The sequence below is a fragment of the Streptomyces sp. ITFR-21 genome (assembly GCF_031844685.1).
Classification (GTDB): Bacteria; Actinomycetota; Actinomycetes; order Streptomycetales; family Streptomycetaceae; genus Actinacidiphila.
Window position 1 is genome coordinate 1,043,759 of the sequence record NZ_CP134605.1, and the last position, 18,738, is coordinate 1,062,496.

An 18,738-nucleotide genomic window follows, 5' to 3' on the forward strand; every position below is an offset into this window, starting at 1 on the left:
GGAATGAACGGAATTGTCACCGACCGCGACGGCCGGCGGAATGAGATACGCCACAAACCGTGACTCCTGCCACAGACCGGCCGTTGTCACTCAGTGACCGCAGCACCGCACTTCAAGGAGACTCCCGTGGCGCCCCTGCTCGACGTGAGTGACGAGGTACGAGCCGAGATCGGCGAGGAGGAGACCCAGCGGCTCCTCACCGGTGAGAACGCGCCGGGCACCTACGACTGCACCTCCTGCCGCACGCCCGGCGACACCGGCCAGGAGCCGACCAGCACCGTGCTCTTCGTGGGCGACGAGACCGCGGTACTGGCCTTCGCCCACGCGGCCTGCATCCCCTCGCAGGTGGTGCCGGTGAGCGAGGCCCAGCTGCAGGGCGCGGTGCGCAGCATCGCGGTGGACGGCGCCGGCACCGGCGTCCCGGAGCCGCACGGCGGCGCCGGCGGGCCCGCCCCGGCCACCGAGGCCGGCCCCCGGCAGGCCGTGCTCGGCATCACCTGCGGGCTGATCATCGTCGAGGACCAGCTGCGTCCCGCGCTCGTGGTCGAGCCGACCGGCCCGGTCGCCCGGGTGGGAGCCGACGGCGGCGGTGACGACTTCCTGCCGCTGCTGATCGAGCAGGGCTTCGTACCGCAGCTGGATCTGGACGGACGGCCCTCGCCGCTGCCCGGCTGGTCGGTGCTGCTGGCCATGGGCAAGCTGCACGCGGTGCTCCAGCCGGGGGCGGGCGGCGGCCCGGCCACCGCGTGGTGGCAGGCGCACCAGCCGCTCCAGGTCAGCGACGGCTGGCGGGCCGCGGTCAGCCGCAGCAACGAGGTGTACGTGTACGCGGGCCCGGCCGGCTCGATCGGCCGGCAGCCGCGCGAGGACCTGATGCGGGACGCGCTGGCGCGGGCCTCCTCACGCGGCCGGCTGGTGGCGGCCACCATGCCGCTGGCGGGCACCTGACCCCGGGACGGCCGACCGGGCGGTTCGGGGCAGGGCGGGGGCGCGTACGGCATGGCGTACGCGCCCCCGCCCTGCCCGCACTGCGTCGACCGGGTCGAAACCGCGCAATTCAACCGAACGGCCCGCATCCCGGGCCATCCGTCCTCGTTGGCTGATACGTGCACACCTTTGACGCCTCCGCCCGCGCCCCCCACCAGCGCTACATCCCCTCCATGCGCACCGCGCAGGACTCCGCGGGAGGCAGTGGCACCCCGATCTACGACGCGCTGTACGCGGAGTACCGCCGGCTCTTCCGCTCGCTGCCGGGCGACCGCACGGGCGAGGAGCAGCTGGACTTCAACGGCTTCGCCGCCTGGTACACCGATTACCAGCCGTTCGGCGCCGGCGGCCGGCACCGCAGTGACAACGGCCAGCCGGCCCTGCCGCCGGGCCGGGGCGACAACCGGATGCACTGAGCGGTCGCCGCGCCGGGGCTACTTCTTGCGGCCGCGCTTCTCCCGCACCCGCACCGACACCTGGATCGGGGTGCCCGCGAAGCCGAACTCCTCGCGCAGTCGGCGCTCCACAAAGCGCCGGTAGCCGGCCTCCAGGAACCCCGAGGCGAAGAGCACGAACCGGGGCGGCCTGGTGCCCGCCTGGGTGCCGAACAGGATGCGGGGCTGCTTGCCGCCGCGGATCGGGTGCGGGTGGCCGGCGACCAGTTCGCCGAGGAAGGCGTTGAGCCGCCCGGTGGGCACCCGGGTCTCCCAGCCCTCCAGCGCGGTCTCGATGGCCGGTACCAGCTTCTCCATGTGCCGGCCCGTACGGGCGGAGACGTTGACCCGGGGGGCCCACTGCACCTGGACCAGATCGCGCTCGATCTCCCGCTCCAGGTAGTAGCGGCGCTCCTCGTCGAGCAGGTCCCACTTGTTGTAGGCGATGACCACCGCCCGGCCCGCCTCGACGGCCATGGTGATGATCCGGGTGTCCTGCTCGGCCAGCGTCTCGCTGCCGTCGATCAGGATGACCGCGACCTCCGCCTTCTCCAGCGCCGCCGCGGTTCGCAGCGAGGCGTAGTAGTCGGCGCCCTCGGCCAGGTGCACGCGGCGGCGGATGCCCGCGGTGTCGATGAACTTCCAGGTGACGCCGCCGAGTTCGATCAGCTCGTCCACCGGGTCCCGGGTGGTGCCGGCCACCTTGTCGACCACCACCCGCTCCTGGCCGGCGACCCTGTTCAGCAGGGACGACTTGCCGACGTTGGGACGGCCGATCAGCGCGATACGGCGCGGGCCGCCGGTCACCTCGCCGAAGGTCATCGCCGGCGCCTCGGGCAGCGCCTCGATGACGGCGTCCAGCAGGTCGCCGGTGCCGCGGCCGTGCAGCGAGGAGACCGGGTAGGGCTCACCGAGGCCGAGGTTCCACAGCGCGGCGGCGTCCGCCTCGCCCGCGGGGCCGTCCACCTTGTTGGCCGCCAGCACGACGGGCTTGCCGGCCCGGCGAAGCAGCCTGACCACGGCCTGGTCGGTGTCGGTGGCGCCGACCGTGGAGTCCACCACGAAGACCACCGCGTCGGCGGCGTCGATGGCGAACTCGGCCTGCGCGGCAACCGAGGCGTCGATGCCGAGGACGTCCTGCTCCCAGCCGCCGGTGTCCACGATCTTGAAGCGGCGGCCGTTCCAGTTGGCCTCGTACGTCACCCGGTCGCGGGTGACACCGGGGCGGTCCTCCACGACGGCCTCGCGGCGGCCGATGATCCGGTTCACCAGGGTCGACTTGCCGACGTTCGGCCGGCCGACGACGGCCAGCACCGGCAGCGGTCCCCGGTTCGCCTCGGCGAGGTCGCCGGCCACCTCGTCCAGGTCGAGGCCCTCTTCCGCGGCGAGCTCCATGAACTCGGCGTATTCGGCGTCGTCGAGGGCGCCGATGCCGCCGTGCTCGTCGTGCTGGTCCATGAGGTCTCTCCGTCGTTCGACAGTGGTGGCAGCCGCGATCAGGGTGGCGGCGACCGGTCCGGTTCCGCGGTTCCACGGCGGCCGGTGGGGTTCGGCGACCGCCGTGGTGCGGCGGCCGGTGGGGTTCGGCAACCGCCGTGGTGCGGCGGCCGGAGGGGTTCGGCAACCGCCGTGGTGCGGCGGCCGGAGGGTTCAGCGGTTCAGCGGCCGGTGGCCCGCTTCGCCTCGGCCAGGTGGGCGGTCAGCCGCTCCTGGATGCGTACGGTGGCGGCGTCCAGCGCGCTGCGGGTCCGCCGCCCGCTGCCGTCGCCCGCCTCGAAGGGCTCGCCGAAGACGACGTCGATACGGGCCCCCAGCGGGGGCAGCGCGCCGACCACCCGGCCCCTGCGGGCGCTGCCGAGCACGGCCACCGGGACGACGGGCGCGCCGGAGCGCACCGCGAAATACGCCAGGCCGGCCCGCAGTCGGGCGAAGTCGCCGTCGCCGCGGGTGCCCTCGGGGAATATGCCGAGGACGCCGCCGCGCTCCAGGACGCCCAGCGCGTTGGCGATGGCGGTGCGGTCCACGCTCTCCCGGTCGATCTCGATCTGGCCGATCGAGCGCAGGAACGGGTCGAGCGGGCCGACGAACGCCTGCTTCTTGACCAGGAAGTGGATCGGACGCGGGGTGGTGCCGATCAGCATCGGGCCGTCGACGTTGTGGCTGTGGTTGCCGGCCAGGATGACCGGGCCCTGGCCGGGGACCCGCCAGGCGCCGAGCACCCGGGGCCGCCACAGGCCGTTCATCAGGCCGATGCCGATGCCGCGGGCGACGGCCGCGCCGCGCGGGCCGGGCGGCGGGGCGAGCAGAGAGGTCACCGGGCCGCCCGCTTCTCCTCGACCAGCGTCACGACCCGCTCGACGACCTGCTCCAGGCCGAGCTCGGTGGTGTCGACCTCGATCGCGTCGTCGGCCTTGGCCAGCGGGGAGGTCGTGCGGCCGGAGTCGGCGGCGTCCCGCCGGATCAGCGCGGCCTGGGTGGCGGCGACGCTGAGCGCGCCGTTCAGCTCGCCGCTGCGGCGGGCCGCGCGGGCCTCGGCGGAGGCGGTGAGGAAGATCTTGACGGTCGCGGCGGGCAGGACCGTGGTGCCGATGTCGCGGCCCTCCACGACGATCCCGGCCGGCGCGGCGGCGGCCGTCGCGCGCTGGTAGGCGACCAGCCTGGCCCGTACCTCGGGCACCGCGCTGACCGCGCTGACCGCGTCGGTGACCTCCTGCGAGCGGATCGGGCCGGAGGCGTCGAGGCCGTCCACGCTGATCGCGGGGCCGCCGGGGTCGGTGCCGGAGACGATGGACGGCTTGTCGACGGCGTCGGCCACCGCCACCGGGTCGTTCACGTCGACGCCGTTGCTGAGCATCCACCAGGTGATCGCCCGGTACTGGGCGCCGGTGTCAAGGTAGCTCAGCCCGAGCCTGACGGCGACCGCCCTGGACGTGCTGGACTTACCCGTGCCGGAGGGGCCGTCGATGGCGACGATCACCGGGTGCGCCGGACTCACCGGATTCTCCACAGGGCTGGACCTTCCTCGTGCACGTCGTTCGGGGGGCTGGCCTACCCGGCGCGGACCGGCTGCCATCCCTCAAGGTTACCGGCCGTGCGGGGGACGCCGTGCCACGGGTTTTCGCATCCTGTCCGATCCTTCACAGGGCCCGCGCACGGCGGCGCGGACGCGCTCTGTCGGCGGAGCGCCGGCCGTGCGCCCCGGCTGCCCGCGCGACGTCCGCTTCCCCCGCCTCCCCCGCTTTCCCCGCCGCTTGCGCCGCTTCCCCCGCCTGCGCTACTTCCGCAGCGCCCAGCCGCGCCGCCGCAGTTCCGCCGCCAGCCGCGGAGCCGTCCGCGGCTCGACCATGAGCTGGACCAGGCCCGCCTGCTGGCCGGTCGAGTGCTCGATCCGGACGTCCTCGATGTTGACGCCGGCCGCGCCGGCGTCGGCGAACAGCCGGGCGAGCTCGCCGGGCTGGTCGCCGATGAGGACGGCGAGGACCTCGTAGGACGTGGCGGCGGTGCCGTGCTTGCCGGGGACCTTGGCACGGCCGCTGTTTCCGCGCCGCAGGAGGTCCTCGATGCCGGCCGCGCCGGCCCGCCGCTTGTCGTCGTCGGCGCTCTGCAGGGCGCGCAGCGCGCTGACGGTCTCGGTGAGGTCGGCGGCGAGGTCGGCGAGCACGTCGGCGACCGGGCCGGGGTTGGCTGCGAGGATGTCCATCCACATGCCGGGCTGCGACCCGGCGATTCTGGTGACATCGAGGATGCCCTGCCCGCAGAGCCGTACGGCGGCCTCCTCGGCGTGCTCCAGCCGGGCGGCGACCATGCTGGAGACCAGCTGCGGGGTGTGCGAGACGAGGGCGACCGCCCGGTCGTGCGCGTCGGCGTCCATCACCACGGGGACGGCTCGGCACAGGGCGACCAGTTCCAGTGCGAGGTTGAGCACCTCGGTGTCGGTGGCCGCGGTGGGGGTGAGCACCCAGGGGCGGCCCTCGAAGAGGTCGGCGGTGGCGGCCAGCGGGCCGGAGCGCTCCCGGCCGGCCATCGGGTGGGTGCCGAGGTAGTGGCTGAGGTCGCAGCCGAGGGCTTCCAGGTCGCGCCGCGGACCGCCCTTGACGCTGGCCACGTCCAGGTAGCCGCGGCCCAGGCCGCGGGCGACGGCGTCGGCGAGGGTGGCGGCGACGTGGGCCGGCGGCACCGCGACGATCACCAGGTCGACGGGTTCCGCGGGGCTGCCCGCGGTGCCGGCGCCGAGGGCGGCGGCGGTACGGGCGGCGGACTCGTCGCGGTCGGTCAGGTGCACGTCGATGCCGCGGGCGGTGAGCGCGAGGGCCGCTGAGGTGCCCATCAGCCCGGTTCCGATGACGAGCGCGGTCCTCACCTTGGCGGTCCTCACTGAGCGGGTCGCACCGGGACGGGGACCGCACCGGTGTCTGACGCCCCAGGGTAGTGAAACGCCGCGGTGCACCGGGCCGGGGCCCGCAGGGCGAGACGGCGGCGGCCTCCGTGTGCGGTCGGCGGCCGTGTGACCGGGCGCCGCCCCGCAAGCCGGCCGGCGCCCGCCCCCGCCGACGGCCCGGCGGCCCTGTTGCCGCTCCCCGGGCCCCCGGGCGCCCCACCGGACCCGTCGCTCCCGCGAGCGGCCCCCCGCACCCCCTGAAGCAGGGAAATCCCGGCGCCCGGTGATGCGGTGTGACGATAATCGCCGTCATGCGCGACTCGCCGGGCTCGCTGGGCCACGCCCTTGTCAGGGATCACACGGTCTACGCCTGCGTCATGGGTTCCCGGGCCTTCGGACTGGCCACGGACGCGAGCGACACCGACCGGCGCGGGGTGTACGTGGCGCCGACACCGCTGTTCTGGCGGTTCGAGAAGCCACCGACACATGTCTCGGGACCACTGGACGAGCAGTTCTCCTGGGAGGTGGAGCGCTTCTGCTCACTGGCGCTGCGGGCCAACCCCGGCCTGCTGGAGTGCCTGCACTCCCCGCTGGTCGAGCACGCCGACCCGACCGGCCGCGAGCTGCTGGACCTGCGCGGCGCCTTCCTGTCCCGCCGGGCCGACGCCGCCTTCCGCGGGTACGCCGCCCAGCAGCTGGCCCGGCTGGAGGCCGATCTGCGGCACCGCGGCGAGCCCCGCTGGAAGCACGCGGTCCATTTGCTGCGGCTCATGATCAGCTGCCGCGACCTGCTGCGCACCGGCCGGCTGGACATCGACGTGGGCGAGCACCGCGACCGGCTGCTCGCGGTGCGGCGCGGGGAGTTCTCCTGGGAGGAGGTGCGGGCCTGGAGCCGGGCCCTCCACGAGGAGTGCGACACGGCCCTGGCCCGTAGCCCGCTGCCGGCCGAGCCGGACCACGCCCGGGTCGAGGACTTCCTGCTGCGCGTCCGCCGCGCCTCCGCCGCACTCCCCGTCTCCAGCGGTTAGAGGTCGACCTCGCGCATCAGCATGCCGACCTCGGTGTTGGTCAGCCGCCGCAGCCAGCCGGACTTCTGGTCGCCTAGCGGGATCGGGCCGAAGCTGGTGCGGACGAGTTTGTCGACCGGGAAGCCGGCTTCGGACAGCATGCGCCGCACGATGTGCTTGCGGCCCTCGTGCAGGGTGACCTCGACCAGGTAGTTCTTGCCGGTGTTCTGCACGATGCGGAAGTGGTCGGCGCGCGCCCAGCCGTCCTCCAGCTCGATGCCGGACTTGAGCTGCTTGCCCAGGTCCCGGGGCAACGGGCCCTGGATCGCGGCCAGATACGTCTTCTGCACGCCGTACCGCGGGTGGGTGAGCCGGTGCGCCAGCTCGCCGTGGTTGGTGAGCAGGATCAGGCCCTCGGTCTCGGTGTCCAGCCGCCCGACGTGGAAGAGCCGGGTCTCGCGGTTGGTGACGTAGTCGCCGAGGCACTGGCGGCCGTCGGGGTCCTCCATAGTGGAGACGACACCGGCCGGCTTGTTCAGCGCGAAGAACAGGTAGGTCTGGGTGGCCACGGTCAGCCCGTCGACCTTGACCTCGTCGTGGTCGGTGTCCACCCGCAGGCCCTGCTCGGTGACGACCTTCCCGTTGACCTCGACCCGGCGCTGCTCGATCAGTTCCTCGCAGGCGCGGCGCGAGCCCATGCCGGCCCTGGCCAGCACCTTCTGCAGCCGCTCGCCCTCCTGCTCGGCGCCGGGGAAGGTCTTGGGCAGGTTCGGCTTCGGCTTGCTGTGCCGCTCGCGGTTGCGCTCCTCGATCTGGGCGTCGAGTTCGCGGGGGCGGGCCGGCAGGGACCTGCCGCCGCGCTTGCCGCGGTTGCCGGGCTGGCCCTCGGTCTTGGTGCGGGGCATGCCGCCGGGCTTGTTCGCGCCGGACTGGCCGGTGGTGCCGACGTCGTAGCGGCGCTCCTCCGGGCGCGGCCGGCTCGGGCGCTCCTGGCCGGTGCCGGCGCCCGTGCCCTGGCCGGCCCGCTGCCCGGGGCCCTGGCCGCGGGCCTGATCCCGGCCGCGGCTCTGGTTCTGGCCGCGGCCCTGGCTCCCGCGCCGGTCGGAGCCGCCGGTGCCGCCGCTGCCGCCGCTGCCGCCGTCGCGGGAGTTCCGGCCGCCGCCGCTGTTCCTGTCGCTGCTTCGCATCAAGTTTCCGTAATCGAGGTGGTCACTGTCTCGTCCGGGGCGTCCGGGTCGAAGGACGGAAGCCCCTCCTGGGACTCGGCCTCGACCGCGTCGGCCTCCGGCAGGAACGGGGCGAGCTCGGGCAGCTCGTCGAGGCTGCGCAGGCCCATACGTTCCAGGAAGTAGTCGGTCGTCCTGTACAGGATCGCACCTGTCTCGGGTTCCGTCCCACCTTCGGCCACCAGCCCGCGCTGGAGGAGGGTGCGCATCACCCCGTCGCAGTTCACCCCGCGCACCGCCGAGACCCGGGAGCGGCTGACCGGTTGACGGTACGCGACGACCGCCAGAGTCTCCAACGCGGCCTGGGTGAGGCGGGCGTGCTGGCCGTCGAGGACGAACTTCTCCACCGCGGGCGCGAACGCGGGGCGGGTGTAGAAGCGCCAGCCGCCGGCCACCAGCCGCAGGTCGAAGCCGCGGCCCTCGCGGGTGTAGTCGTCGGACAGCTCGCGCAGCGCCTTGGTGACGCTGCGGCGCGGGCGGTCCAGTGTCTTCGCCAGGTGCTCGGCGGTCGCGGGTTCGTCGACGACCATCAGCACCGCCTCCAGCGCGGGCTTCAGCGCCAGTCCGGCGACGGCGGCGGCGAGCAGCCCGACCGGGGCCGGGGCCGCGCCCTCCTGGTCGCCGGGTTCCAGTTCGGCGGCGGCGACTTCCGCCGGATCGGCCACCTCGGTCATCGCTGTTCTCCTTTCCCGGCGGGCTGCGCCGCGTTCTTCCCGCCGGACTCGCCCGGTACGGCGGGCGGCCGGTCGAATTCGTCGGTGACCAGCGGTCCTGCGGCCTCCCCGGCGGCGGCGGTCCAGCGGACCCGGAGGTCGCCGAGCGCCTCCTCCTGGTCGAGGGTGACCGCCTTTTCCCGGTAGAGTTCGAGCAGCGCCAGGAAGCGGGCGACGACGGTCAGGGTGTCGGGGGCGTCCCGGGTCAGTTCCAGGAAGCTCGCCGCGCCCAGCTCGCGCAGCAGCGCGATCACGTGCTCGGCCTGTTCCCGCACGCTCACCAGCGGCGCGTGGATGTGGTCGACGTAGACCTGCGGTCGGGGCTTGGGCTGCATCGCCTTGACCGCGAGCCGCGCGAACCGCTCGGGTCCGATACTGAGCACCACTTCGGGCAGCAGCTCGGCGTGCTGCGGTTCCAGGCCGACGGTACGCGGGTGGCGCAGGGCCTCCTGCTCCAGCCGTTCGGCGAAGATCGCGGCGATCCGTTTGTACGCCCGGTACTGGAGCAGCCGCGCGAAGAGCAGGTCGCGGGCCTCCAACAGGGCGAGGTCGGCTTCGTCCTCCACGTCGGCGGACGGCAGCAGCCGGGCCGCCTTGAGGTCGAGCAGGGTGGCGGCCACCACCAGGAACTCGGTGGTCTGGTCGAGGTCCCAGTCCGGGCCCATGGCGTGGAGGTACGCCATGAACTCGTTGGTGACCTTGGACAGCGCGACCTCGGTGACGTCCAGCTTGTGTTGGGAGATCAGCTGGAGCAGCAGGTCGAACGGGCCCTCGAAGTTGATCAGCCGCACGGTGAACCGGCCGCTCCCGGCCGCGGGATCCGCCGCGTCCGCCGGTCCGGCCGGGGGGCCGGTTCCGGCCTCCGCTTCGGCTTCGACCCGGAGTCCGGCCGGGGATCCGGCCGCGGGCTCGGCCGGCGGAGCCGGTCCGGTCGGATCGTCGGGCGCCGGTGCCGGCTCGGGTGCGGGCGCGGTGGCCGGCCCGGGTGCGGGCTCGGAGGGCGGGGCCTGCGCTGCCGGGTCCCGGGCGGCCCCGGCGGGTGCCGCTTCGGCCGCGGGGACGGCGCCGCCGCGCCCGAGGCTGCGGCGGAAGCGTTCGGTGCGGCCGGGGCCGTCGGGGGTACTGGGCATCGAGGTCCAAGGTGCGGGGAGGTCAGGACGGCAGGCTATCCCGCCCGGGTCCGGCGCCGGGGTGTCCCCGCGCCCGCGCGTGGCCACGACCTCAGGCGGTCCGCTCCGCGGCGCCGTCCTCAGCGACCGCGCAGCCGGCGGACGAGGATGCTGGCGTCGCCGCGTGACTCCAGGTCGGCGAGGACGACGGCGACGGCCTCGCGGACGATCCGGCCGCGGTCGATGGCCAGGCCGTGCTCGCCGCGCAGTACGAGGCGGGCGTGCTCCAGGTCCATCAACTCCTCGGCGGAGACGTAGACGGTGATCTTCTCGTCGTGGCGCTCACGTCCGCTGGGGCGGCGGTTCTGCCGGGACGACTTGCGGCGGCCTCCGGCGGGGGGCTGGGCGCCCGCGCTGGCGGGGGGCGGGACCGGGCCGGGGTTCTGGGCGGGCGGCGGGAGCTGGGGGCTGACGGTGGCGGTCGCGACGGCGCCGGCCGCCGCGGACGGGATGCCGGCCCGCTCGGCGGTGATCGGCCGGCGCGGACCGGGGGGAACGCCGGGGCCGGTGTACTCCGCGCTGTCGCGGTCCGGCGCGCCGGGCCGCGGGCCGGCCTCGCCGTCCTGCGGCCGGTCCTGCCGCTGCCCCCCGTCGCCGCCTTCCGGGGGCCGGCCGGACTGCGTCTCGGCGCCGTTGTGCTGCCGCGGCTGCGGGGCCTGGAGCGCCGCGCCCCCGGTGGTGCGGAACAGCTCGTCGGCGCCCGGCAGGCTCACTCGGCGTGGCACCGGGCGAGCACCTCCCTGGCGAGCTGCCGATAGGCCGCGGCACCGACGGAGTTGGAGGCGTAGGTGGTGATCGGCTCGCCGGCCACAGTCGTCTCGGGGAACCGCACGGTGCGGCCGATGACGGTGTGGAAGACGTTCTCGTCGAACGCCTCCACGACGCGGGCCAGCACCTCGCGGCTGTGCACGGTCCGCGAGTCGTACATGGTGGCGAGGATGCCGTCGAGTTCGAGCTCCGGGTTGAGCCGCTCGCGGACCTTCGCGATGGTCTCGGTGAGCAGCGCGACCCCGCGCAGCGCGAAGAACTCGCACTCCAGCGGCACGATCACGGAGTGCGCGGCGGTCAGCGCGTTGACCGTGAGCAAACCGAGCGAGGGCTGGCAGTCGATGACGACGTAGTCGTAGTCGGGCAGCAGCGGCTTGAGCGCGCGGGCCAGCGCGGACTCCCGGGCCACCTCGCTGACCAGCTGCACCTCGGCGGCCGACAGGTCGATGTTGCTGGGCAGCAGGTCCATGCCGGGCACCGCGGTCTTGAGCAGCACCTCGTCCGCCGCCAGCCCGCGTTCCATCAGCAGGTTGTAGACCGTGATGTCCAGTTCCATCGGGTTGACCCCGAGGCCGACCGACAGGGCGCCCTGCGGGTCGAAGTCGACCAGCAGCACCCGGCGGCCGTATTCGGCGAGCGCGGCGCCCAGGTTGATGGTCGAGGTGGTCTTGCCGACCCCGCCCTTCTGGTTGCACATCGCGACGATCTTCGCCGGTCCATGGTCGGTCAGCGGGTTCGGGATCGGGAAGTAGGGCAGTGGGCGGCCGGTGGGTCCGACCCGCTCGCGGCGCTGCCGCGCGGCGTCCGGGGCGAGGGTGGCGGCGTACTCGGGATCGGGCTCGTACTCCGCGTCCGGGTCGTAGAACTGACCGTCCTGCAGGTCGGGGTCGTTGTCGTAGGGTCCCATGGTGCGAGCGGCCCGCGGCTCCGTACTCATCTCAGGCCGACGGGACTCGAACGTGCGGACCGCGACCGAACCGACGGTCATTCCTGGCTGACCACCCCCCGGAGCAAATGTCGACTCATTCACAAGTCGTCTTACCTCCTTGGTGACCAGGAAACTTCTCGACAGGTCAGCGTGACTACAGCCGACGTTTCGCGACTCTATGGCGTGTCGGTGGTCCGCAGCAACACAATCCGCCGGACACGGCATGATGTGTCGGCAACCGAACACCCGGCTGTCAAGGGCGTAACCACGCCGACGGCCGGGTCCTGACTGCCAAGACCCGGCCGCTTGTGCGAAGTTGGCACCCAGTGCCGGGATCAGCCCAGCAGGGCGGCCAGGTCGATGGCGTCCAGGCCGTGCGCCTCGGCCACCGGACCGTAGACGACCTGCCCCTCATGGGCGTTGAGGCCGAGGGCGAGCGCCGCGTCCCGGCGCAGCGCCTCGCGCCAGCCGCGGTCGGCCAGCTCGACGACGTACGGCAGCGTGGCGTTGGTCAGCGCGTAGGTGGAGGTGTTGGGCACCGCGCCGGGCATGTTGGCCACACAGTAGAACACCGACTCGTGGACGGTGAAGGTCGGTTCGGCGTGCGTGGTGGGCCGGGAGTCCTCGAAGCAGCCGCCCTGGTCGATGGCGATGTCGACAAGTACCGAACCCGGCTTCATACGTGACACCAGTTCATTGGTGACGAGCTTGGGCGCCTTCGCACCGGGGATGAGCACCGCGCCCACCACCAGGTCGGCCTCCAGTACGGCCTGCTCCAGCGCATAGGCGTTGGAGGCGACGGTCTGCACGCGGTTGCCGAACACCTTGTCCGCCTCGCGGAGTTTGTCCACGTCCCGGTCGAGCAGCGTGACGTGGAAGCCGAGGCCGAGCGCGATGGTGGTGGCGTGCCAGCCGGAGACGCCGGCGCCGATGACGACGGCCCGGCCGGACTGGACGCCGGGCACACCGCCGGGCAGTACGCCGCGGCCGCCGGCCGAGCGCATCAGATGGTAGGCGCCGACCTGCGGGGCGAGCCGGCCGGCCACTTCGGACATCGGGGCCAGCAGCGGCAGCCGGCGGCCCGCGAGCTCGACCGTCTCGTAGGCGATCGCGGTGGTGCCGGACTCCAGCAGCGCGTCGGTGCACTCACGGGAGGCGGCCAGGTGCAGGTACGTGAACAGGGTCTGCCCCTTGCGCAGCCGGTGGTACTCGGCGGCGACCGGTTCCTTGACCTTCAGCAGCAGGTCGGCCTCGGCCCACACCTGGTCGGCGGTGGGGAGTATGGCGGCGCCGGCGCCGGTGTACTCCTCGTCGGGGATGGAGGAGCCCGTGCCCGCGCCCTGCTCGACGACGACCTGGTGTCCGTTGCGGACGAGCTCGTGCACGCCGGCCGGGGTGACGGCCACGCGGAACTCGTTGTTCTTGACCTCGCGGGGGATGCCCACCTTCACGTCGATCACGGTCCTTGCACTCTGGGATGACTGCCGCGTCGTGTGCGACCGCGCCAGTCTAGTGAAGGAAGAGAAGCTGTCGAACCTTACAAAGTGGTGGGGTCGGCCGGAGGCATTGGCAGTTTCGTAGGCTGGCGGTGGACCGGGCCGGGGTCGTCGGGCCCGGCTCAGAGGACCGGGGCCTCGCCAGGACGCAACAGCCGCCGGGCGGCGGCGCGTTGGAGCTCGGCGCCGCCCGGGTCGCCGAGCCGGTCGAGCGCGTCGGCCAGCCGCAGCAGCACCGCCGCCTCCAGCCGCCGCTCGCCGGCCCGCCGGGCCCAGTACAGTGCGTCACGGCAGGTGCGCAGCGCGTCCTCGGGATGGCCGGCGTACTCCTGGACATGGGCCACCTCGGCCAGCGCGCGGGCCTGCGCGGGCAGGTCGGCGAGCCGCCGGTGGACGCCGACCGCGGCGCGCCACTCGCGCAGCGCGGGCCCGTAGCGGCCCAGGTACGTCAGCACCGCGCCGATCCTGGCGTGCAGCCTTGCCTGGTGCGGCAGTTCGCCGCGGGCCTGCCGCAGGGCCAGCGCGCGGCCGAACCAGTCGCAGGCGCGCGGCAGGTCCTGCTGGGCGAGGTAGGTGGCGCCGAGCGCTTCCAGGACCCGGCCCTCGGCCTCGGTGTCGCCGCCGGCCCGCGCCGCGTCCAGCGCCCGCCGGTACTTGTCCGCCGCGTCCCAGGGCCGCCCGGCCTCGGCGTCCAGGTCGGCCAGGTTGATCAGCGCGGCGGCCTTCTCCCGGTGCAGGCCGCGGCGCTCGGCGACGCCCAGGACCAGGTGGTGCAGTTCATACCGTTCGGCGGACGCCGGGAGCGCCGCGGGGGCCGCGGCGAGCGCCCGGACCAGGCCGGCCAGCAGGCGGCGGGCCAGCGTGTCGAGCTCGCCGTCGGCCACCGCCAGCCGCGCGGCGGCCATCAGGCCGGGCAGCCGGGAGGCCAGCCAGCCGGCCGCGACCGCGGGCGACGCGAAGCGCAGGGTGCGGGGCAGTCCGTCGGCCGGCTCCTCGCCGCCCAGCGCGGTCCGGCACGACGCCAGCAGGCGTACCGTCCGCTCCAGCATCCTGGCCCGCGCCAGCCGTACGTCCTCGGGGCGGTCCCGGCTTTCCACCAGTCCCCACAGCAGCGGCTCCAGGCAGCCGGGAAGCCGGTAGCGCCCCTCCTCGGGCACGCCGGTGAGCAGACCGCCCGTCACGAAGTCGTCCAGTGTGCTCTGCGCGGCCGGGACGGAGCAGCCGGCCAGCGCGGAGGCGGACTGGGCGTCCACCAGGCCCGCGGGGGCGACCGCCAGCAGCCGCAGTATCCGGGCGGCGGTGTCCGGCAGCGCTTCGTACACCAGCCGGAAGGCCCGGACGAGCTCACGCGGGGTCGCGGCCGACCGCAGGTCGGCGGCGTCCACCGTGTCGGCGGCGGAAGGGAAGACCGCTCGGCCCTTGGCGGCACCGCGAGCGGCAGCGGCGGGCCCGGCCGCGCCGGGCGCGGGGGCGCCGGCCCTGACCCTGGCGACGGCTTGCGGGGACACGGCGTCCGGGGCCCGGCCGGCGGCCGGCAGCGGCCCGCCGGTCCTGCCCTGGGCCGGCCGCTGTCCAAAAGCCGGCCGGCCCCCGGCCAGGCGCGCGGGCCCCTCGGCGGTGTCCTTCGCCACCAGGTCCGGCGGCGCCAGGCCGTCGACGGCCCGTGCGGCCGGGAAGACCCTGTCGGACGCGGACCGCAGCCGCGCGGCGGCCTCGGACAGGGACAGCCGCGGCCGGGCGGCGAGCCACGCGCCCACCAGGCGGAGCGCGGTCGGATGCCCCGCCGCCTCCTGCGCCAGCGACTCGGCGCCCCGGGGATCATTGGTGATCCGGGTCCCGCCCACCGCGTGCCCGAGCAGCGCGACCGCCGACGCCTCGTCCAGCCCGCCCAGCGTGCTCGGCCGGACATCGGGCACCCCGGCCAGCGGACCGCCGGAGGTGGCCACCACCAGGCTCCCCGCGGCCTCGGGCAGCACCCCGTCGAGCTGTCCCGCGTGCACCACGTCGTCCAGCACCAGCAGTATCCGGCGCCCGGCGAACGCCTTCCGGAGCGCGGCGGCGTCCGGCTCCGCCGCACCGCCGGCCCGGACGGCCCCGTCCGGGCCGGGGCGGGCTCCGCGCGCCGCGAGGGCCCGCAGCAGCGCCTGTACGGTCCGGGCCGCCGGGACCGGGTTGCCGTCGTCGTCGGTGAGGCGGAGGAAGATCCGGCCGTCCGGGTAGCGGGGAGCCAGCTGCCGGGCGAGGTGGAGGGCGACGGCGGTCCTGCCGACGCCGGGGCGGCCCACCACGAGCAGGACCCGGGCGCGCTCGCCGTGCTGGTGGCGGTCCGCGCCGAGGCCGGGGCGGGTGATCTCGGCGCGCAGTTCGGCCAGCTCCCGGTCGCGGCCGACGAAGCGGGGGGCGCCGGGGGGAAGGGAGCCCGGCAGCAGGGGGTGCGCCGCGGGCGCGGGCGCCGGGCCGGAAGGGGCCGGCCGCGCTGCGGGCGGGCCGGCCGGTGCGTCGCCGGCCGGCGCCGGAGGCGGATCGAGCGCCTGGTCCGTCACGGGCACGCTCCCGGCTGGGTGGGGTGGTCGTCGCCGCCCCACCTGCGTGAGGGCGTGCGCAGAGCCTAGTTCACCCGGCGCCCCCCACCCCCGGGGCCGACGCGGCCGACGGGGTCAATGATCACTCCATCGGATCATCAACATCCCGGTTTCCGGACGGGTGCCGGTTCCGCACGCGGTGGTCGGGGCGCCGCGCGCGGTCCGCCGGGCGCCGCGCGCGGTGGCCGGACCGTCGCAAGCGCAATGTCCCCGCGGTGGCCGACCCGCGCCGCCGCCGCGTAGGACGCCGGCCGCCGCACGCGCGGCAGCCCGGCGGCGACCCGCCCGGCGCTCCGGCCGCCTTCCCCGGCGAACCGCGCGGCCCGCACCGTGAACCGGTCCCCTCCGCCGGCGGGCCGGACGGCTCACCCGGTGAACGGCCGGGCCGGCCACGGCGCCTCCGCCGGGCGCAGCGCGTCCAGCCCGTCGCCGGCCAGCGCGGCGGACAGCGCCAGCACCCCGGAGACCAGGGCGTTGTTGTGCAGGTCCCCGGCCAGCACCCCGCGCACCAGTTCGGCCAGCGGGACCCGGGTGTGCTCCATGTCGGCCTCCTCGTCGAAGGCCTCGAACCGCTCGCCGTCCGCGTCGGTGACGTCCCGCGCGAGGAAGATCCGTACCGCCTCGTCCGAACCGCCGGGCGAGCTGTACACGTCGACCAGCACCCGCCAGTCGCCCGCCTTGACGTGCGCCTCCTCGTACAGCTCGCGCTGGGCCGCGTGCAGCGGGTTCTCGCCCGGCACGTCGAGCAGTCCGGCCGGGATCTCCCAGAGCCGGTGCCGGACCGGGTGCCGGTACTGCTTGATCACCAGGACGCGGCCGTCGCCGTCCAGCGCGAGGACGGCGACGGAACCGGGGTGGACCTGGTAGTCGCGGCTGGCGGTGGCGCCGCCCGGCATGACCACCTCGTCGGTGCGGACGCCGGTCTTCTTGCCGGTGAACGGCGTGGAGGTGGCCGTGACCTGCCACTCCTGGGGGGTGTCCTGGAGCATGGTGCGCCTTCCGGAATCCGTCGGGGGAACGAACAGGGAGCGTCGCGAGGGCCGGCGGGGGCCGGTCACCGGCTCTGCCGCGCCGCCACCGCCGCCGCGACCAGCCCGGCGAACAGCGGGTGCGGGCGGGTGGGCCGCGACTTCAGCTCGGGGTGCGCCTGGGTGGCGACCAGGTAGGGGTGGGTCTCGCGCGGGTACTCCACGTACTCCACCAGCTTGTTGTCCGGCGAGGTGCCCGAGAAGACGATGCCGACCTTCTCCAGTTCGGCCCGGTAGGCGTTGTTGACCTCGTAGCGGTGCCGGTGCCGCTCCTCGACGTAGCCCTGGTCGCCGTAGACCGCGCGGACGATCGAGCCCTCGGCGAGCTTGGCGGGGTAGGTGCCCAGCCGCATGGTGCCGCCGAGGTCGCCCTTGCCGTCGACGATGTCGAGCTGTTCGGCCATGGTGGAGATCACCGGGTGGGCGGTGGCCGGGTCGAACTCGGTGGAGTTGGCGTCGGCGATGCCGGCCAGGTTGCGGGCCGCCTCGATGACGATGCACTGCAGGCCCAGACACAGGCCCAGCAGCGGGACGCGGTTCTCCCGGGCGAAGGTCACGGCCATCACCTTGCCCTCCACACCGCGGTCGCCGAAGCCGCCGGGCACGCAGATCGCGTCGACGCCGGCGAGCTGCGCCGCCGCGCCCGCCGGGGTCTTGCAGTCGTCGGAGGTGACCCACTTGATGTGCACCTTGGCGTTGTTGGCGAAGCCGCCGGCCCGTAGCGCCTCGGTGACCGACAGATAGGCGTCGGGCAGGTCGATGTACTTGCCGACCAGCGCGACCGTCACCTCGTGCGCGGGCTGGTGGACCCGCCGGAGCAGGTCGTCCCACTGGGTCCAGTCCACGTCGCGGAACGGCAGGTCCAGACGCCGGACGACGTACGCGTCCAGGCCCTCGGTGTGCAGCACCTTGGGGATGTCGTAGATGGACGGCGCGTCGATCGCGGCGACCACCGCGTCCTCGTCCACGTCGCACATCAGCGAGATCTTGCGTTTGATCGCGTTCGGCACCGGGCGGTCGGCGCGCAGCACGATCGCGTCGGGCTGGATGCCGATGCTGCGCAGCGCGGCGACCGAGTGCTGGGTGGGCTTGGTCTTCAGCTCGCCGGAGGGGCCGATGTAGGGCAGCAGCGAGATGTGCACCACGAAGACGTTGTCGCGGCCGACCTCGTGCCGCACCTGCCGTACGGACTCCAGGAACGGCAGCGACTCGATGTCGCCGACGGTGCCGCCGACCTCGGTGATCACCACGTCCACGTCGTCGGTGGCCATCCGCCGGATCCGGGACTTGATCTCGTTGGTGATGTGCGGGATGACCTGCACGGTGTCGCCCAGGTACTCGCCGCGCCGCTCCTTGGCGATCACCGAGGAGTAGATCTGCCCGGTGGTGACGTTGGCCGAGCCGGCCAGGTTCACGTCCAGGAAGCGCTCGTAGTGGCCGATGTCGAGGTCGGTCTCGGCGCCGTCGTCGGTGACGAACACCTCACCGTGCTGGAACGGGTTCATGGTGCCCGGGTCCACGTTGAGGTACGGGTCGAGCTTCTGCATGGTGACCCGCAGGCCGCGCGCCTTGAGCAGGGCGCCGAGGCTGGAGGCGGTGAGCCCCTTGCCGAGCGAGGAGGCCACGCCACCGGTGACGAAGATGTGCTTGGTGGTGGTGGGTTTCGGCGCAATTGCCAACGGAGGGCTCCCGTGGTCGCGAGGTGAGGGTCGAAACGGCGTTCGTACCTGGGAGCGCCGTCGCGGCGGTTCAGTGGTTCAACCCACCGGCCCACGGGCTACCAGGGTAACAGCGCCGCCGTGCCGCCCTTCCCGACGGCACGTGCCAGCGGGGACTTCCCGCTGCTCGCCGGGGCTGTGGCGGTCGTGTGCGGGACTCGTGGGAATGCTGTGCCGCGGCACAGCGGCGCCGACGCGCCCCCGACCGGGGTTGTGTTCGCAAACGGTTACGTTCATTTGTCGGCAAGGTGTCCCGGGTCCACCCGTCCGGCGGAGCGAAGATCGCCGAGAGGCGCACACCGGC

The 18,738-nt window shown here is 74.3% G+C and carries 16 protein-coding genes; 3 read left to right on the forward strand and 13 right to left on the reverse strand.

The genetic code is table 11. The features are described 5' to 3' along the window. The first annotated feature begins 126 nt into the window (after window positions 1-126). Both RLT57_RS04710 and RLT57_RS04715 read left to right on the forward strand, forming a co-directional pair. Complete coding sequence (locus RLT57_RS04710; protein WP_311296098.1) at window positions 127-948, forward strand: hypothetical protein; 822 nt, start codon at window positions 127-129, stop codon at window positions 946-948. A gap of 158 nt (window positions 949-1,106) precedes the next feature. Continuing rightward, the gene (locus tag RLT57_RS04715) at window positions 1,107-1,403 is read left to right on the forward strand and encodes a hypothetical protein (RefSeq protein ID WP_311296099.1); all 297 of its coding nucleotides are present in this window, start codon (window positions 1,107-1,109) and stop codon (window positions 1,401-1,403) included. An 18-nt stretch (window positions 1,404-1,421) separates the two neighbouring features. Here RLT57_RS04715 and der read toward each other — a convergent pair whose 3' ends face one another. From der to RLT57_RS04735, 4 genes are all read right to left on the reverse strand, one after another. Continuing rightward, window positions 1,422-2,879 carry a ribosome biogenesis GTPase Der gene (gene der, locus RLT57_RS04720; RefSeq protein WP_311296100.1) on the reverse strand — a complete coding sequence of 486 codons (1,458 nt, stop codon included), beginning with the start codon at window positions 2,877-2,879 and terminating at the stop codon, window positions 1,422-1,424. 200 nt (window positions 2,880-3,079) lie between these two features. Then, window positions 3,080-3,664 carry a lysophospholipid acyltransferase family protein gene (locus tag RLT57_RS04725; RefSeq protein ID WP_311300571.1) on the reverse strand — a complete coding sequence of 195 codons (585 nt, stop codon included), beginning with the start codon at window positions 3,662-3,664 and terminating at the stop codon, window positions 3,080-3,082. Window positions 3,665-3,732: 68 nt separating this feature from the next. Beyond that, window positions 3,733-4,416, reverse strand: coding sequence for a (d)CMP kinase (gene cmk / locus RLT57_RS04730; RefSeq protein WP_399128037.1), 684 nt, complete (start codon window positions 4,414-4,416; stop codon window positions 3,733-3,735). Between the two features lie 279 nt (window positions 4,417-4,695). After that, window positions 4,696-5,781 carry a prephenate dehydrogenase gene (locus RLT57_RS04735; protein ID WP_311296102.1) on the reverse strand — a complete coding sequence of 362 codons (1,086 nt, stop codon included), beginning with the start codon at window positions 5,779-5,781 and terminating at the stop codon, window positions 4,696-4,698. A gap of 329 nt (window positions 5,782-6,110) precedes the next feature. Between RLT57_RS04735 and RLT57_RS04740 the strand changes: the two genes are divergently transcribed. After that, entirely contained in the window at window positions 6,111-6,827 is a 717-nt protein-coding gene (locus tag RLT57_RS04740) for a nucleotidyltransferase domain-containing protein (protein ID WP_311296103.1), read from the forward strand. Here the strand turns inward: RLT57_RS04740 and RLT57_RS04745 are convergent. The 9 genes from RLT57_RS04745 to RLT57_RS04785 all read right to left on the reverse strand — a co-directional run bounded on the left by RLT57_RS04745 (window position 6,824) and on the right by RLT57_RS04785 (window position 18,395). Then, window positions 6,824-7,993: a pseudouridine synthase gene (locus tag RLT57_RS04745; RefSeq protein WP_311296104.1), complete on the reverse strand. Its 1,170-nt coding sequence runs from the start codon at window positions 7,991-7,993 to the stop codon at window positions 6,824-6,826. The genes RLT57_RS04740 and RLT57_RS04745 overlap by 4 nt on opposite strands. Further along, on the reverse strand, window positions 7,993-8,706 hold the full coding sequence (gene scpB, locus RLT57_RS04750; RefSeq protein WP_311296105.1) for an SMC-Scp complex subunit ScpB: 714 nt from the start codon (window positions 8,704-8,706) through the stop codon (window positions 7,993-7,995). Before scpB ends, RLT57_RS04745 begins: the two co-directional genes overlap by 1 nt. Next, window positions 8,703-9,875 (reverse strand): segregation and condensation protein A, encoded by a 1,173-nt coding sequence (locus tag RLT57_RS04755; protein ID WP_311296106.1) that lies wholly within the window; start codon window positions 9,873-9,875, stop codon window positions 8,703-8,705. The genes scpB and RLT57_RS04755 overlap by 4 nt, the downstream gene beginning before the upstream one ends. A 119-nt stretch (window positions 9,876-9,994) precedes the next feature. Beyond that, on the reverse strand, window positions 9,995-10,639 hold the full coding sequence (locus tag RLT57_RS04760; RefSeq protein WP_311296107.1) for a hypothetical protein: 645 nt from the start codon (window positions 10,637-10,639) through the stop codon (window positions 9,995-9,997). Next, window positions 10,624-11,712 carry a ParA family protein gene (locus RLT57_RS04765; protein WP_399128041.1) on the reverse strand — a complete coding sequence of 363 codons (1,089 nt, stop codon included), beginning with the start codon at window positions 11,710-11,712 and terminating at the stop codon, window positions 10,624-10,626. The genes RLT57_RS04760 and RLT57_RS04765 overlap by 16 nt, the downstream gene beginning before the upstream one ends. Before the next feature lie 233 nt (window positions 11,713-11,945). Beyond that, window positions 11,946-13,070, reverse strand: coding sequence for an alanine dehydrogenase (ald, locus tag RLT57_RS04770; protein ID WP_311296109.1), 1,125 nt, complete (start codon window positions 13,068-13,070; stop codon window positions 11,946-11,948). 158 nt (window positions 13,071-13,228) lie between these two features. After that, on the reverse strand, window positions 13,229-15,649 hold the full coding sequence (locus RLT57_RS04775; protein ID WP_311296110.1) for a tetratricopeptide repeat protein: 2,421 nt from the start codon (window positions 15,647-15,649) through the stop codon (window positions 13,229-13,231). Window positions 15,650-16,053: 404 nt separating this feature from the next. Next, window positions 16,054-16,677, reverse strand: a complete 624-nt coding sequence (locus RLT57_RS04780) for an NUDIX hydrolase (protein ID WP_311296111.1) — start codon at window positions 16,675-16,677, stop codon at window positions 16,054-16,056. 65 nt (window positions 16,678-16,742) lie between these two features. After that, window positions 16,743-18,395, reverse strand: a complete 1,653-nt coding sequence (locus RLT57_RS04785; RefSeq protein WP_311296112.1) for a CTP synthase — start codon at window positions 18,393-18,395, stop codon at window positions 16,743-16,745. Window positions 18,396-18,738: the final 343 nt, after the last annotated feature.